This window comes from Ectobacillus ponti, assembly GCF_024294785.1.
In the GTDB taxonomy this organism is placed as follows: domain Bacteria; phylum Bacillota; class Bacilli; order Bacillales; family Bacillaceae_G; genus Ectobacillus; species Ectobacillus ponti.
Map to the genome: position 1 here is coordinate 462181 of NZ_JANCLT010000001.1, position 14361 is coordinate 476541.

Below are 14361 nucleotides of genomic sequence, written 5' to 3' on the forward strand. Positions count from 1 at the left end.
ATGCTCCACCTTCCTTTTTACAGCAGCATGAGAACCGGGGTTTCCAGATGCAGCTTTACCGTGCGTAAAAATGCCGCAGCCGGCGCCCCGTCCAATACGCGGTGATCAAATGTCAAGCTCAGCGGCAGCAGCGTTCTCCGCTGCAGCTCCTCTCCCTTATAGACAGGCGCGTCGTACGCGGAGCCGACACCGAGGATGCCCGTTTCCGGCGCATTCAAAATTGGCGTGAAATGCTCCACATCATAGGCCCCGAGGTTGCTGATGGTGAACGTGGAGCCCGTCATTTCATCCGTCCCAAGCTGTCCTTGCCGCGCCCGGAGCGCTGCTTCCTTCATCTGCTTCGATAGATCCACCAGCGTGCTGTCCTGGGCATTGCGGATCACCGGCACAACCAGGCCTTTTTCCAGCGCGACAGCCACGCCAAGATGGACGGAGTCGAACACGTGAATCTCCTGATTGATATAGGCGCTGTTCATCTCTTTATGCTGCTGCAGCGAGAGAACAACGGCACGGGCGATAAAATCGGTTACGGTCAGCTTTGCATCACGATGCGCTTGTGCAGGTTCGGCAATTTGCCGCTGCAGCGCCAGTAAATCGGTCACATCGGCTTTTGTCGTAAGGGTCAGCTGCGCGCTCGTCTGCAGGCTTTCCTGCATCCGCCGGGCAATCACCTGGCGCATGCCGGTGACAGGGGTGCGCCGCACCTCCTCCGCCGCAGGCTGTGCCGCTGCCGGTGCAGCCGCTTCCTCCATTGCCTTTTGCACATCCTCTTTCGTAATCCGCCCGCCCGGCCCTGTGCCGGTAATTTTACTAATGTCGAGGTTGGCCTCCTCCGCCATTTTACGGGCCACCGGCGAGATTTTCGCCTTCTGTCTTACAGATAGCGGTGCAGGCGCTTCCTGCTCCCGCTGCACTTCCGCAACCGCAGCAGCGGCCTCTGCCGCTGCCGGCTGCTTCTGCTTCGGAGCGGCCACTTGCTCGCCCGCCTGGCCGATATAACAAATGACCGTACCAGGAGGGACGCCCTGCCCCTCCGATACGATAATATCCAACAGGACGCCGTCTGCCGGCGCCTCCAGCTCCATTTCAATTTTTTCGGAATTAATGCTGGCAACCGGTTCACCCTTTGTGACAGTGTCGCCAGCCTGCTTATGCCAGATGGAGACTGTGCCTTCCTTCATGGCCATCCCCAGCTTCGGCATTACCATTTCTACAGCCATCCCGTTCTCCCCCTTTTTGCAACTTATACGTTCAGCAGCGTTGTGTCGCCCAGCAGCTCGGATACCGCCTCCACAACCTTTTCCGGTGTAGGCAGATACAGGTCCTCAAGCGAAGGAGAGAATGGAACCGGCGTATGCGGCGCAGTGATGCGTTTGATTGGCGCATCCAGTGTGTCAAAGCCCTTATCGGCAACCAATGCCGCGATATCCGTTGCGATGCTGCAGCGCGGATTGGCTTCGTCCACAACAATGAGACGGCCTGTTTTCTCCACGGATGCCAAAATGGTATCTTCATCTAGCGGGGACAGGCTGCGCGGGTCAATGACCTCCAGCTCAATGCCCTTGGCTGCAAGCTGTGCGGCCGCTGCCAAGGCAGTGTGAACCTGCTTGCCGATTGCTACAACTGTTAAATCAGAGCCGGCCCGCTTCACTTCTGCTTTGCCCAGAGGAATCGTATAATATCCTTCCGGCACTTCTCCCACCATGTTGTACAGCGTCTTATCCTCGAAGAACACAACCGGGTCATTATCTTCAATGGCAGCCAGCAGCAGCCCCTTCGCATCGTACGGTGTAGACGGCACGACAACCTTCAGCCCCGGAATGCTTGTGAACAGCGCATATAAGCTTTGTGAGTGCTGTGCCGCCGCCCGGAAGCCCGCACCATGCATCGTACGGATGGTAATCGGCACCTGCGCCTTTCCGCCGAACATGTAGCGGAATTTCGCTCCTTGATTGAGCACCTCATCCAAGCAGCTGCCAATGAAATCGTTGAACATGAGCTCGGCAATCGGACGCAGCCCTGTTGAGGCTGCCGCCATCGCAGCTCCCATATAGCCGGCTTCGGCAATCGGCGTATCCAAAATCCGCTCGCGTCCGAATTCCTGTACGAGCCCCTTTGTCACCCCGAGTACGCCGCCCCATGCCTCATCGTCCTGCAGGTGGTCGACCTGCGCGCCGCCCGCGACGTCCTCCCCGAGCAAAATGACGTTCTCATCCTTTCTCATCGCAAGCTTCATCGCCTCATTGATCGCAGCAGACATGCTTAGCTTTCTTGTCATCCCGTTCTCCCCCTTTTTTAGAATATAGGAACAGCTCCCTTCCTCTGGACGAGGAAGGGCATGTAGCCATTAATACGATACGTACACGTCTGACAGCAGATCGTCCGCATCCGGATACGGGCTGTCTTCACTGAACTTCACTGCCTGCTCCACCGCTTGCTCCACAGCGTTCTCGAGTCCGATAACCTCCTGCTCCGCCAGCAGCTGCTGAGACAGCAAATGGCTTCTGAACAGAGCGATTGCATCTCTTTCATTCGTATGCTCTTTCTTCTCTTGTTCTGTTTTATACTTCTGGGCATCTCCCTCAAAGTGGCCGTAGTTGCGATAGGTGATGCACTCAATCAGCGTCGGCCCTTCGCCGCGGCGCGCTCTTTGCACGGCTTCCTCTGCCGCCTGGTACACAGCCAGCACGTCCTTGCCGTCTATACGGATGCCCGGTATGCCATAGCCGATGGCCCGGTCCGCAATCGTTTTACAGCCGGATGCATATTCAAACGGCGTGGATTCCGCATAGCCATTGTTTTCCGCAATGAATACGACCGGCAGCTTCCAAATGGCAGCCAGATTGATGCCCTCATGAAATGTGCCGTGGTTGCTTGCCCCATCCCCAAAGAAGCAAACGCTTACATTGTTTGTCTTTTTGTACTTGGCTGTCAGCGCTGCACCGCATGCAAGCGGAAAACCGCCGCCAACAATGCCGTTTGCGCCAAGCATTCCTTTATCGAGGTCGGCAATATGCATGGAGCCGCCTTTTCCTTTGCACAGACCGGTCGCCTTGCCGTAGATCTCCGCCATCATGCCATTCAAATCACAGCCCTTGGCGATACAATGGCCATGTCCGCGATGTGTGCTTGTGATGCTGTCCTCATCCGTTAAATGCGCGCATACCCCGACAGCCACCGCTTCCTCGCCGGCATAGAGATGCACGAAGCCCGGCAGAATGCCCTGCGCAAACTTCTCATGCACCTTGTCCTCAAACTTGCGGATTTCCAGCATCTTTTGATACATCCAACGAGCCTTCTCCTGTGTCAGCAACGTTTCCTTGCTTTGCGTCGTCTCCATCCTTTTCAGCCCCCTATCTTTTTTGTCCTCACCCTAGTTATTGCAAGTACCGTGCCAACTTAAAAAAGATTGAAGCAGCAGGCAAAACAGCTTTGCCCAGATAAAAAAATGAGACAAAATGGGACAACTGTCCCGTTTTGTCTCATTTTGTACAGTCATACAGAAAATAGAAAAAGCAGGAAGTGCCTCACTTCCTGCCTTTCTTCTATTATTTACGCAATTCCGCTCCAAACTGCTCAGCCACTGCCTGCAGCACGCGGTTGTGCGCTTCAGTCACTTCTTCATCTGTAAGCGTGCGCTCCGGATCGAAATAGCGCAGGGAGAATGCCAGAGACTTCTTGCCTGCCTCCATCTTGTCGCCCTGATACAGGTCAAACAGCGCCACATCCTTCAGCAATGGTCCGCCGGCCGCAACGATTGTGCTGCGCACATCGCCTGCGAGCACATCCTGTGCCACAACAATCGCCATATCGCGTGTCATGGACGGGAAGCGAGGAATGCTTGTGTACTTCACTTCCGGCACGTCTGTGCCAAATACAGCCGCCAGGGACAGCTCGAATACATAGGTTTCCTTCAGGTCCATTTGCTTTTGTACTTCCGGGTGCACCTGCCCGATAAAGCCGATTTCTTCGCCTTCGAGCAGGATGCTCGCCGTGCGGCCCGGATGCATGCCATCGCGCTTGCCAGCCTTATACGCAATGCGGTCTGCCACGCCAAGCGTGTCAAACAGGCCCTCGAGGATGCCCTTCGCCACGTAGAAGTCTACGGCCTTCTTCTCGCCCTGCCATGGATGATTCAGGAACAAGCCTGTCAGGACACCTGCGAGATGCTGCTCTTCCTTCGGCAGTTCGCTGGCTTCTGTCGGCAGGAACACAGAGCCTACCTCGTACAGCGCCACGTTGTCGATTTTGCGGGCGTTATTATAGGATACAGCTTCAAGCAAGTGCGGAACGAGGCTCAGACGCAGCTGGCTGCGCTCTTCGCTCATCGGCAGCGCCAGGCGGATGGGCTCCTGTGCCGTTTCCTTCACGGCATATTGCTTTGCTTTCTCCGCGCTAGTCAGGGAATACGTGATGGCTTCATACAAGCCCGCACCTTCCAGGTAACGGCGCACAGTGCGGCGCTTCATCTGACGGGCGGACAGCTTGCCGCGCGTTGTTTCCGCCACCGGCAGCGTAGCCGGGATATGGTCATAGCCATACAGGCGGCCCACTTCCTCCACCAGATCCTCCGGAATGGTGATGTCCGGGCGGCGTGTCGGTACACTCACCTGGAATGTGCCTTCCGCTTCGCCAAACGGGAACTTCAGGTTAGTGAAAATAGCAGCCACTTCAGGAGCTGTAATGGCGGTGCCCAGCACACCATTGATTTTTTCAACGGAAACAGAAACCTGCTGCTCTTTCAGGTTCAAGTGGTCAGCTTCCACCACGCCTTCCAGCACTTCACCACCGGCATACTTGGCCATCAGCGCTGCCGCACGCTGAGCTGCTTCAAAGGTGCGGGCCGGATCGATGCCCTTTTCATAACGCGTGCTTGCTTCGCTGCGCAGGCCAAGGTCTTTGGAGGCCTTGCGGATGGCTGCGCCTGTGAAGTAAGCAGACTCAATGAGGACGTTCACTGTGTTCTCATCCACCTCAGAGTTCGCACCGCCCATCACACCGGCAACTGCCACCGGCTGTGATCCGTTTGTGACGACAAGGTGATCTGCCTTCAGCGTACGCTTATTGCCGTCCAATGTTTCAATCTCTTCGCCTTCCTGTGCCAGACGGACAAGAATCTCTTTGGAGCCGAGCTTGTCGTAATCGAACGCGTGCAGCGGCTGGCCGTATTCCATCAGAATGTAGTTTGTAATATCAACCACATTGTTGATCGGACGGACGCCGGCTGCCATCAGGCGCGTCTGCATCCAAAGCGGGGATGTGCCGATTTTTACGTTCTTGACGACTTTGGCAATGTACAGCGGGTTTTGCTCCTTCGCCTCCACTGCCACCTTGATGTAGTCAGCCGCTTTCTCATTCGTTTCATGCAGGTCGCCTGCCGGCAGCTTCACGTCACGGCCGAGAATTGCAGCTACCTCGTAGGCAACGCCCAGCATATTTAAGCAGTCTGCGCGGTTTGGCGTCAGGCCAAGCTCCAGAATGGCGTCATCCAGATTCAACTGCTCCAGCGCGTCCGCGCCTACCTCTGTATCGCCAGGGAACACGAAAATGCCTTCAGCGTATTCCTTTGGCACGAGCTTGCCTTCAATGCCAAGCTCCTGCAGGGAGCAAATCATCCCTTGGGATACTTCGCCGCGCAGCTTTGCCTTCTTAATTTTCAAACCGCCCGGAAGCTTCGCGCCAACCTTGGCAACCGCGACCTTCTGCCCCTGTGCCACGTTTTTCGCGCCGCAGATGATTTGTACCGGCTCGTCTTCGCCCACGTCCACCAGGCACTTGCTCAGCTTGTCAGCCTCCGGATGCTTTTCACGCTCCATCACATAGCCAACCACAACGTTGGTAACACCCTGATTCAGCGGCTGTACGCTTTCCACTTCAATCCCGGCTTTGGTGATGAGATCAGCCAGCTTTTCCGGGCTGATGCCGTCCAACTCCACATATTCCTGTAACCATTTATAAGATACGAACATGATTTTCCCTCCCTGTTACGCTCGTTTGAACTGCTGTAAGAAGCGTACGTCGTTTGTATAGAAATGGCGGATATCATCCACACCGTATTTCAGCATGGCAATCCGTTCCGGACCCATACCAAATGCGAAGCCCTGGTACTCTGCCGGGTCGTAGCCAGCCATGCGCAGTACATTCGGATGCACCATGCCGGCACCCAAAATCTCAATCCAGCCAGTGCCCTTGCACGTGCCGCAGCCTTTGCCGTGGCACATCATGCAGGAGATGTCCATCTCAACAGACGGTTCTGTGAATGGGAAGAAGCTTGGGCGCAGGCGGATTTCGCGCTCGTCACCGAACATCTTCTTCGCAAACGTCTGCAGCGTGCCTTTCAGGTCGCTCATACGGATGTTTTTATCAATCACAAGACCCTCAATTTGCATGAACTGATGGGAATGCGTCGCATCGTCATCATCGCGGCGGTACACTTTGCCCGGGCAAATGATCTTGATTGGGCCTTTGCCGCCCTGCTTTTCCATTGTTCGTGCCTGTACCGGAGAGGTGTGCGTACGCAGCAGCACTTCGTCTGTAATATAGAAGGAATCCTGCATATCGCGCGCCGGATGGCCCTTTGGCAGATTCAGCGCTTCAAAGTTGTAGTAGTCCTTCTCGACTTCCGGACCCTCGGCAATCTCATAGCCCATGCCGATGAACAAGTCTTCAATTTCTTCAATCACGGCTGTCAGCGGATGATGCGAGCCTGTTTGCACCGGACGGCCAGGCAATGTTACATCAATTGTCTCAGCGGCCAATTTTTGTTCAATGACTGCCTGCTCCAGCTGCGCCACCTTTTCCTCCAGACGGCTCTGAATCGCTTCGCGCACTTCATTCACAAGCGCGCCCATGCGCGGACGCTCTTCCGCGGACAATTGCCCCATGCCGCGCAATACCTCTGTAATCGGTCCTTTTTTGCCCAAATACGCCACGCGGACGTCATTCAGCTCCTTCAGTTCGCTTGCGGCTTCAATCTTCGCAAGTGCTTCCTGCTGCAGCTCTTGTAAACGTGCTTCCATGAAAAACCCTCCTATGTAGTTGGAAAAGCGGACCGCGGGAGCTGGACACTCTCCCCCAAACCATCCTTACTTCTCCATAATAAAAAGCCCATCCCAAAAAGGGACGAGCTTTGTGTCTCGCGGTACCACCCTAGTTGGCAGACGCATGCCTGCCCGCTTTGTGCAAATAACGGCTGTTCGCCGGCGCGCCTTTACATTCCTTCAAATGGTCCCGGCGGCAGCTCCGGAGGTGAATTCACTTACAGCCATCATAAAGGTGCTTCCAGTCACGGCACCCTCTCCCTGTATGCTGCTTCATAAGCTACTCTTCTCCATCAACGCTTTTCATCTTTCACTTTTACTTATTATAGGAACTTTCTTGCGAATTGGCAACCTAACCCCGCAAATAATATGTCAAAATTCCTGCCGCGACGGCCACATTCAAGGATTCAGCCGCCCCGTGGATGGGAATATACAGGCTGCGGTCACACTCTCCGAGCAGCTCCGGGCGCACACCGCTTCCTTCATTGCCCATGATTAGCGCAAAGCTTCCGCCTGCGGGTGCTTCCGTAAATGGAACCGCCCCCTCCAGGGCTGTCCCGTACACCGCCACCCCATTGTCGCGCAGCTTATGTACCCAATCCTCAAGCCGGCCTTTGATTACAGGCAGATGAAACAGCGAGCCTTGTGTGGAACGGAGCACCTTGCTGTTATAGAGGTCCACTGTGCCCTCGCCCAGAATAACGGCTGTCAGCCCCGCGGCATCCGCTGTGCGGATCATCGTGCCAAGGTTGCCGGGATCCTGCACTCCGTCGAGCAGCAGGAACCGTCCATCCTGTACCAGTATATCCGCCTCCGGCTTCCCGCAAACAGCGAAGATGCCCTGCGGCGCTTCTGTATCGCTCAGCCCCTTTGCCAATGCTTCTGACACAAGATACAGCTCAGCATTTCTTGTGTCCCAGCCGTGCGGCACTTCAACGCTTTCGCTGATGATCAGCTCGCGCACGACATCCGCCTTCAGGGCTTCCTCCACCAGATGAAAGCCCTCAACCAGAAATAAACCGCTCTTGTCCCGTTCCTTCTTCGTCAGCAGCTTCTTCCACTGCTTCGCGCGCGCGTTTTGCGGCGAATCAATTCTCTTCATATATCTTCCTCGCTCTCGTATATTTCCGTAGCGTTCACGCACAATAATGGCAGTACGGTTTTTTATTTTCATGGAGGTGTACATATGAATTTTAATTTACGGAACGCTGTCATTGCAAATGTAAGCGGCAATTCACAGGATCAGCTGCGCGCAACCATTATGGATGCCATCCAAAGCGGTGAGGAAAAAATGCTGCCGGGGCTGGGTGTCTTATTTGAGGTTCTCTGGCAAAATGCGGGCACAACCGAGCAGCAGCATATTCTGCAGACGCTTGAGGGCGGACTGAAGTAAGCAAAAAAGCGCCAGGTCCGGCGCTTTTTTATTTTTCGGCATCATGCGGATACACAATAAAAAAGGCGGGTGCAAACGCACCTGCCTTTTTATGCTTTCTTGCTTGGACGCTGCACGCGGTTGCCCGGATGCAGGAAGAAGGACAGCACCAATGCAATGCCTGACAGCACTGTCGCAACCCAGAAGGCATCATTGATGCCGTTGATGGCGGACAGCTTGGAAACCTGGCCATACAATGACATGACGCCAAGGGCGTTGCCGGTCTGGGCAGAGCCGCCTGCCAGGGCCGTGGTTACCTGTGCCAAATGGCCAAATTGGCCTGCGGTAATTGGATCTGTGGTTGTCAAGGCATTTGCATAGTCTGCCGTATGGAACGTCGTCTGTCTTGTCATGATGGTAACAAGAATCGCCGTTCCAATTGCCCCTGCCACGGAACGCAGCGTGTTCTGGGAAGCTGTGCCGTGTGAAATTTTATTCATCGGCAAAGCATTCATGCCGGCTGTCATAATCGGCATCATGATAAACGCCATACCGAAGGAACGAAGAACGTAAATGCCGAGAATAGTCGTATAGGATGTATCCATGGACAGCTGCGTAAATTCATACGTTCCATATGTCATGAGAATCAGGCCAAAGACAGCGAGCGGCCTGATGCCATACTTGTCAAACAGCTTGCCGGCAATCGGCCCCATGAGGCCCATGATCAGCGAGCCCGGCAGAAGCAGCAGTCCGGAGTCAATTGGGGTGAATCCGCGAATGGACTGCAGATATACCGGCAGCAGCAGCATCCCTCCGAACAAAGCCATCGTAATAATCAGGTTGATGAACAAGGTAAAGGAAAACGCCGGAATCTTAAAGATGGTCAAATCCAGCAGCTTCGTTTCCGCTGTCAGCTCCCACCAGATGAAAGCAATCAAGCCGATAATCCCGATGGCCATTGTTACATCCACTTCGGTGCTGTCCCAGCCTTTGTTGCCGGCTTCACTGAAGGCATACAAGAGGCTGCCAAGACCGATGGACGACAACATGGCGCCAGGCAGATCAAATTTTGGCTTGGACAACGGCTGGGCCAGTGTAAAGAAGCGCAGCGCAAGTCCGAATATAATGGCTCCAATTGCAAACATCGCGTAAAACATAATGTTCCATGTGTAGTTCTGTACGAGCCAGCCAGCAATGGTCGGTCCGATTGCCGGGGCCAAAATCATGGCAATCCCGAGCATCCCCATGGCAGAGCCGCGTTTTTCCGGCGGGAACAAGGTCATGAAAATGTTCATGCCGGCCGGCATCAGAATGCCGGCGCCGACGGCCTGCACCACCCGACCTGTCATCATAATCGGGAAATTGGCCGCGATGGCGCAAATCACAGAACCGACTGTGAAAAAGGCCATGGCTGCCAGGAACAGCTTGCGGTACGTAAAGGTTTGAATCAGATAGGCGCTGATTGGCACCAGAATGCCGTTCACCAGCATAAAGCCGGTGGAAAGCCACTGTGCAGTGGCAGTGGATACGTTAAATTCGTTAATGAGTGTCGGCAGGGCGACGTTGATGACGGTCTGATTCAGGATGGAAACAAACATGCCAAGAATCAATACTGTCAGTACGGCACGCACACTGAAAGCCGGAGGAGCGGCAGCGGGCTGCTTGGCTGCCCGCTCAGGTGTCGGAATGGCGACCTGCTCCTCTTGCACCGGCGGCTCCGGATCCGCTGCAATAGCTGCCGCGGTCACCGGCTCCTGCTCCATGCGCTCTTGCGGCAAAGCCGGAGCAGCCGGTTCCGTCTGCCCGTTCTCCTGCAGCAAAGCGTCCGGCTTGCGGCGGCGCAGCATCAGGTTCACAGCTGCAAACACAAGCACGCAAAAGAGCGCATAGACTGCAATGATTGTTGAGGACATGCCCCTCCCCCCTTACTTATGAATGCGGACTGTTACGTTCATGCCCGGCACGATGTTGACTGACTTGTTGTGGTCCAAAGAAATTCTCACAGGAACAACTTGTGTTACCTTTGTATAGTTGGCTGTTGCATTGCCGGATGGCAGCAGTGAGAAGGTATTGGCAGTTGTCATGCCGATTTGCTCCACATGGCCTGTCAGTGTTGTGTCCGGATATGCATCAACATACACGTCTACTTCCTGATTTTTCTGTACTTCGTCGATATCTGTCTCTTTAATATTGGCTGTTACGTACAGGTTGCCCATGTCAAAGGCATAGGCAAGCGGAGAGCCTGCAGCGACAAATGTATTTTCAGTCGCGCTGGATTGTACCACTGTAGAGTTGGCAGGCACTGTTACATCAGCAGTAACCAGCTGGCCTGTTGCTGTTTGTGTTTGCACTTCCCCGACTTTATCGCCGGTATTGTAATTCTTGCCATTGGCGGCAGTCCATTGCACCAGCTTGCCGGATACAGGCGAAGCAATCGGAATTGCTTTTCCGTCAATTTTGGCATTATCCGTTTTTAAATAGTTCTCGGATTGATTGTAGTAGTAATAGCCGAGAAAGCCGCCGCCCACTAAGATGAGAAGCGTGATGATGTTGACAAAAAATAGTCTGCGTACTGAGTTCATTTGACTCGTCCTTTCTTTTCTTTACTTTTCTTTTTAGTATGCTTCAAAATCTGACAAAACGTATTTCGTTATCCCCCCTCAAAGATTAACGTATATAAAATATTTATAACATGAATTACAAGACAATATGATATTGCGGCTGGGCAAAAAGTGCAACTGTTTTGTTTGGGGAAGATGCAAGGAAATATGCGGAAACACAAGAAAAACAGCTGAAGGAGACATCCTTCAGCTGTTTTTCTTAATCAAATGTCAGATTATGAACAGTCTGCGTATCCAGACGTTTGATGACTTCCACAATCAGCTTTACCGCGTTTTCATAATCATCGCGATGCAGCATTGCCGCATGGGAGTGGATATAGCGCGTGGCAATCCCGATGGAAATGGACGGCACCCCATGCATCGTGACATGGATGGCACCCGCATCCGTACCGCCGCCCGGAATCGCATCGTATTGGTATGGGATCTGCAACTCATCTGCCACACCCACAACAAAATCCCGCAGCCCTTTATGTCCTACGTGCGTCGCATCATACAGAACGATTTGCGGGCCTTTGCCCATTTTCCCCTGCGCTTCCTTCTCCGTCACACCCGGCGTGTCTCCGGCAATGCCCACGTCCACGGCGAATGCGAGGTCAGGCTGAATATAGTTGGCAGATGTCTTTGCGCCGCGCAGGCCGACTTCCTCTTGGGCTGTGCCGACACCATAGACAATGTTTGGATGCTGTTCATTCTTCAAATGCTTCAGTACATCAATGGCAATTGCGCAGCCAATGCGGTTATCCCAAGCCTTGGCAAGCAGCATTTTTTCGTTTTTCATGACCTGGAATTCAAAGTACGGCACCACTTGGTCACCCGGACGCACGCCCCATTCCATGGCCTCCTCTTTGCTTGCCGCACCGATATCGATGAACATGTCCTTAATGTCAACCGGCTTCTTGCGCGCTTCCACCGGCAGGATATGCGGCGGCTTGGAGCCGATGACCCCCGTGAGATCCCCATCCCTTGTCACAATCGTCACGCGCTGGGCCAGCATGACCTGTGACCACCAGCCGCCGACTGTCTGGAAGCGGATAAATCCTTTTTCATCAATCTGTGTCACCATGAAGCCCACTTCATCCAAGTGGCCGGCCACCATAATTTTCGGACCGTTGCCATCGCCCACCTTTTTTGCAACCAGGCTGCCCAGATTGTCTGTGCTTACTTCGTCCGCATAAGGTGTTATGTATCGCTTCATCACGTCGCGCGGCTCTCTCTCAAAGCCGGAAACGCCTTTAGCATCGGTAAGGTCCTTCAGCATGGATAGTGTGTCATCCCAATTTGTCATGGCTTATCCTCCTTTTCCTGTCTCTTCCATTATACACAAGGCTATTATGGATTAATAGCCTTGTGTTTGGCGTTCATGATTCACTTCGTTCTTTGCGAGATACGCCTGTTCAATTTCGTCCTGGGAGAATTCCAAGGTTTGGCCGAGACGGAGATAGCTGGTGAACAGTTCAATATAGTTTGTAATGGACGGCTGCTCCTGGAATCGGATAATCTTGCTGTAGGCATCTAGAAATACCTGCACAGTTGTTGTATCTGTTTCTGCGCATTTGTAAAATAAGAAATTCTTATCTACGCCCAGATCAATGCCGATTGATAGAATAAAGTGCAGCCCGTCCACATACTCCTCCAGCACGACGCTGCGTTCAGACGACGGTTTGTTGCTCCAATACTTGAAGCAGCGTGTCTCATTCGCCAGTTCGCCCACTTCCACCAGCAGCGCCAGCATTTTTTCCTTCAGCAGCTTCTTCGGCTCCAGGCCGTGCTCCCGTAAAATCCGCTCATCCAGTTCCTTTTGCAATTTAAATAAATGTAATAAATCCATGGTTCATTCCCCCTATAGGTTTCGTGTGTACTGTAACATTTTGCTTATTTGCTTGAAAAGATATTTTTCAGGACATTGTTTTGTTTTACTATGAGACATAGTATAGCCCTGCAGGGCGGCCAGGTAAAGAGAAATAAAAAAAGCCGACCGAAGCCGGTCAGCTTTTGTGTTATTACTTGTTCAAGCCTTGCTTTGCAGCATCAGCCAGCTGTGCGAATGCAGCTGCGTCCGTTACAGCCAGGTCAGCAAGCATCTTGCGGTTTACTTCGATGCCAGCCAGCTTCAGGCCGTGCATCAGACGGCTGTAGGACAGGCCGTTCATGCGAGCTGCCGCGTTGATACGAGTGATCCAAAGCTTGCGGAAGTCGCGCTTCTTCTGGCGACGGTCGCGGAATGCGTACAGCAGGGATTTCATAACCTGCTGGTTAGCAACCTTGAATAGTGTATGTTTGGAACCGTAGAAACCTTTAGCTAATTTAAGAACTTTTTTGCGACGTGCGCGAGTAACTGTACCGCCTTTAACTCTTGGCATTGTATTTACCTCCTAGATAATCTATGTTAAGCCCGTTGTGTATTACATTGTGTCAAGCATTTGACGGATGCGCTTGAAGTCTCCAGCGCTTACTACTGCTGCTTTGCGCAGGTGGCGCTTCGCTTTAGTAGATTTGTTTGCGAACAAGTGGCTTGTGTAAGCGTGGGAACGCTTCAGTTTACCAGATCCTGTCTTCTTGAAACGCTTTGCAGCGCCACGGTGAGTTTTTTGCTTTGGCATGTGGGTTTTCCTCCTCTAGCGATTACTTGCTCTCGTTTTTCGGTGCCAGCACCAGGAACATACTGCGGCCATCCATACGCGGCGCAGACTCTACTGTGCTGACTTCTTTACAAGCTTCTGAGAAACGGTCCAGTACGCGCTGCCCGATTTCCTTGTGCGTAATTGCACGGCCTTTGAAACGGATGGACGCTTTTACCTTATCGCCTTTCTCCAGAAACTTGATTGCGTTGCGCAGCTTTGTATCGAAATCATGTTCATCAATCGTTGGACTGAGACGGACTTCCTTAATGCTAATAATCTTTTGGTTCTTGCGCGCTTCCTTTTCCTTCTTCTGCTGCTCGAAGCGGAACTTGCCGTAGTCCATAATGCGGCATACAGGCGGTTTCGCAGTCGGAGCAACCATTACGAGGTCCAGGTTCACTTGCGCAGCTATTTCCATTGCTTCTTGACGGGATTTAATTCCTAATTGATCGCCGTTAGCACCAACTAATCGCACCTCACGAGCACGAATCTGCTCGTTAATCATCATGTCCTTGCTAATAGTAAGCCACCTCCAAGGTTTTGTGGGGAATACGCCGGGAGCATCGCACCGCAAATAAAAAAGTGCGGGCACATACTGCACCCACACTGTAACCGTTCAACGATTGCGTTACTGTTCATCTGACCTGTCAACTGCTCTTGGCGTCGTTCAGGTGAGAAGCGGGTGCCTCTTCTTGTGCTCAAGTTCG

Annotated in this window: 14 protein-coding genes and 2 other annotated features; of the genes, 1 reads left to right on the plus strand and 13 read right to left on the minus strand. The window is 53.2% G+C overall.

Annotated elements, in window-relative coordinates:
• Positions 1–17 precede the first annotated feature (17 nt).
• From NK662_RS02440 to NK662_RS02465, 6 genes are all read right to left on the minus strand, one after another.
• Entirely contained in the window at positions 18–1220 is a 1203-nt protein-coding gene (locus tag NK662_RS02440) for a dihydrolipoamide acetyltransferase family protein (RefSeq protein ID WP_254756988.1), read from the minus strand.
• Between the two features lie 23 nt (positions 1221–1243).
• A complete protein-coding gene (locus tag NK662_RS02445; protein ID WP_254756990.1) occupies positions 1244–2278 on the minus strand; it encodes an alpha-ketoacid dehydrogenase subunit beta in 1035 nt (344 codons plus the stop codon).
• A gap of 69 nt (positions 2279–2347) precedes the next feature.
• Complete coding sequence (locus tag NK662_RS02450) at positions 2348–3340, minus strand: thiamine pyrophosphate-dependent dehydrogenase E1 component subunit alpha (RefSeq protein WP_254756992.1); 993 nt, start codon at positions 3338–3340, stop codon at positions 2348–2350.
• A 208-nt stretch (positions 3341–3548) separates the two neighbouring features.
• Positions 3549–5969, minus strand: a complete 2421-nt coding sequence (gene pheT, locus NK662_RS02455) for a phenylalanine--tRNA ligase subunit beta (protein ID WP_254756994.1) — start codon at positions 5967–5969, stop codon at positions 3549–3551.
• Positions 5970–5984: 15 nt separating this feature from the next.
• The gene (pheS, locus tag NK662_RS02460; RefSeq protein ID WP_254756996.1) at positions 5985–7019 is read right to left on the minus strand and encodes a phenylalanine--tRNA ligase subunit alpha; all 1035 of its coding nucleotides are present in this window, start codon (positions 7017–7019) and stop codon (positions 5985–5987) included.
• A gap of 96 nt (positions 7020–7115) precedes the next feature.
• Positions 7116–7346: a binding site (T-box leader), on the minus strand.
• A gap of 46 nt (positions 7347–7392) precedes the next feature.
• The gene (locus NK662_RS02465; RefSeq protein WP_254756998.1) at positions 7393–8142 is read right to left on the minus strand and encodes a TrmH family RNA methyltransferase; all 750 of its coding nucleotides are present in this window, start codon (positions 8140–8142) and stop codon (positions 7393–7395) included.
• A gap of 84 nt (positions 8143–8226) precedes the next feature.
• Here NK662_RS02465 and sspI point away from each other — a divergent pair, with 84 nt between their 5' ends.
• Positions 8227–8433, plus strand: coding sequence for a small acid-soluble spore protein SspI (sspI, locus tag NK662_RS02470; protein ID WP_254757000.1), 207 nt, complete (start codon positions 8227–8229; stop codon positions 8431–8433).
• A gap of 89 nt (positions 8434–8522) precedes the next feature.
• On the opposite strand, the gene NK662_RS02475 is transcribed toward sspI, so the two are convergent.
• The 7 genes from NK662_RS02475 to infC all read right to left on the minus strand — a co-directional run bounded on the left by NK662_RS02475 (position 8523) and on the right by infC (position 14162).
• A complete protein-coding gene (locus tag NK662_RS02475; RefSeq protein WP_254757002.1) occupies positions 8523–10325 on the minus strand; it encodes a DHA2 family efflux MFS transporter permease subunit in 1803 nt (600 codons plus the stop codon).
• 12 nt (positions 10326–10337) lie between these two features.
• Positions 10338–10994: an HlyD family secretion protein gene (locus NK662_RS02480; protein WP_254757004.1), complete on the minus strand. Its 657-nt coding sequence runs from the start codon at positions 10992–10994 to the stop codon at positions 10338–10340.
• 238 nt (positions 10995–11232) lie between these two features.
• Positions 11233–12318 carry a M42 family metallopeptidase gene (locus NK662_RS02485; protein ID WP_254757006.1) on the minus strand — a complete coding sequence of 362 codons (1086 nt, stop codon included), beginning with the start codon at positions 12316–12318 and terminating at the stop codon, positions 11233–11235.
• A gap of 51 nt (positions 12319–12369) precedes the next feature.
• The gene (locus NK662_RS02490) at positions 12370–12861 is read right to left on the minus strand and encodes a dUTP diphosphatase (protein ID WP_254757008.1); all 492 of its coding nucleotides are present in this window, start codon (positions 12859–12861) and stop codon (positions 12370–12372) included.
• Between the two features lie 172 nt (positions 12862–13033).
• Entirely contained in the window at positions 13034–13393 is a 360-nt protein-coding gene (gene rplT, locus NK662_RS02495) for a 50S ribosomal protein L20 (RefSeq protein WP_254757010.1), read from the minus strand.
• A 42-nt stretch (positions 13394–13435) separates the two neighbouring features.
• A complete protein-coding gene (gene rpmI / locus NK662_RS02500) occupies positions 13436–13633 on the minus strand; it encodes a 50S ribosomal protein L35 (protein ID WP_254757012.1) in 198 nt (65 codons plus the stop codon).
• Between the two features lie 22 nt (positions 13634–13655).
• On the minus strand, positions 13656–14162 hold the full coding sequence (infC, locus tag NK662_RS02505; protein ID WP_254757014.1) for a translation initiation factor IF-3: 507 nt from the start codon (positions 14160–14162) through the stop codon (positions 13656–13658).
• 62 nt (positions 14163–14224) lie between these two features.
• Positions 14225–14354 (minus strand) — a sequence feature (ribosomal protein L20 leader region).
• Positions 14355–14361 lie beyond the last annotated feature (7 nt).

Bases quoted from the DNA above. Each gene is read 5' to 3' on its own strand.
- NK662_RS02440 (WP_254756988.1), bottom strand. From the start codon at position 1,220: ATGGCTGTAGAAATGGTAATGCCGAAGCTGGGGATGGCCATGAAGGAA.
- infC (WP_254757014.1), bottom strand. From the start codon at position 14,162: ATGATGATTAACGAGCAGATTCGTGCTCGTGAGGTGCGATTAGTTGGT.
- NK662_RS02465 (WP_254756998.1), bottom strand. From the start codon at position 8,142: ATGAAGAGAATTGATTCGCCGCAAAACGCGCGCGCGAAGCAGTGGAAG.
- NK662_RS02490 (WP_254757008.1), bottom strand. From the start codon at position 12,861: ATGGATTTATTACATTTATTTAAATTGCAAAAGGAACTGGATGAGCGG.
- pheS (WP_254756996.1), bottom strand. From the start codon at position 7,019: ATGGAAGCACGTTTACAAGAGCTGCAGCAGGAAGCACTTGCGAAGATT.
- NK662_RS02445 (WP_254756990.1), bottom strand. From the start codon at position 2,278: ATGACAAGAAAGCTAAGCATGTCTGCTGCGATCAATGAGGCGATGAAG.
- rplT (WP_254757010.1), bottom strand. From the start codon at position 13,393: ATGCCAAGAGTTAAAGGCGGTACAGTTACTCGCGCACGTCGCAAAAAA.
- sspI (WP_254757000.1), top strand. From the start codon at position 8,227: ATGAATTTTAATTTACGGAACGCTGTCATTGCAAATGTAAGCGGCAAT.
- NK662_RS02475 (WP_254757002.1), bottom strand. From the start codon at position 10,325: ATGTCCTCAACAATCATTGCAGTCTATGCGCTCTTTTGCGTGCTTGTG.
- rpmI (WP_254757012.1), bottom strand. From the start codon at position 13,633: ATGCCAAAGCAAAAAACTCACCGTGGCGCTGCAAAGCGTTTCAAGAAG.
- NK662_RS02480 (WP_254757004.1), bottom strand. From the start codon at position 10,994: ATGAACTCAGTACGCAGACTATTTTTTGTCAACATCATCACGCTTCTC.
- NK662_RS02485 (WP_254757006.1), bottom strand. From the start codon at position 12,318: ATGACAAATTGGGATGACACACTATCCATGCTGAAGGACCTTACCGAT.
- pheT (WP_254756994.1), bottom strand. From the start codon at position 5,969: ATGTTCGTATCTTATAAATGGTTACAGGAATATGTGGAGTTGGACGGC.
- NK662_RS02450 (WP_254756992.1), bottom strand. From the start codon at position 3,340: ATGGAGACGACGCAAAGCAAGGAAACGTTGCTGACACAGGAGAAGGCT.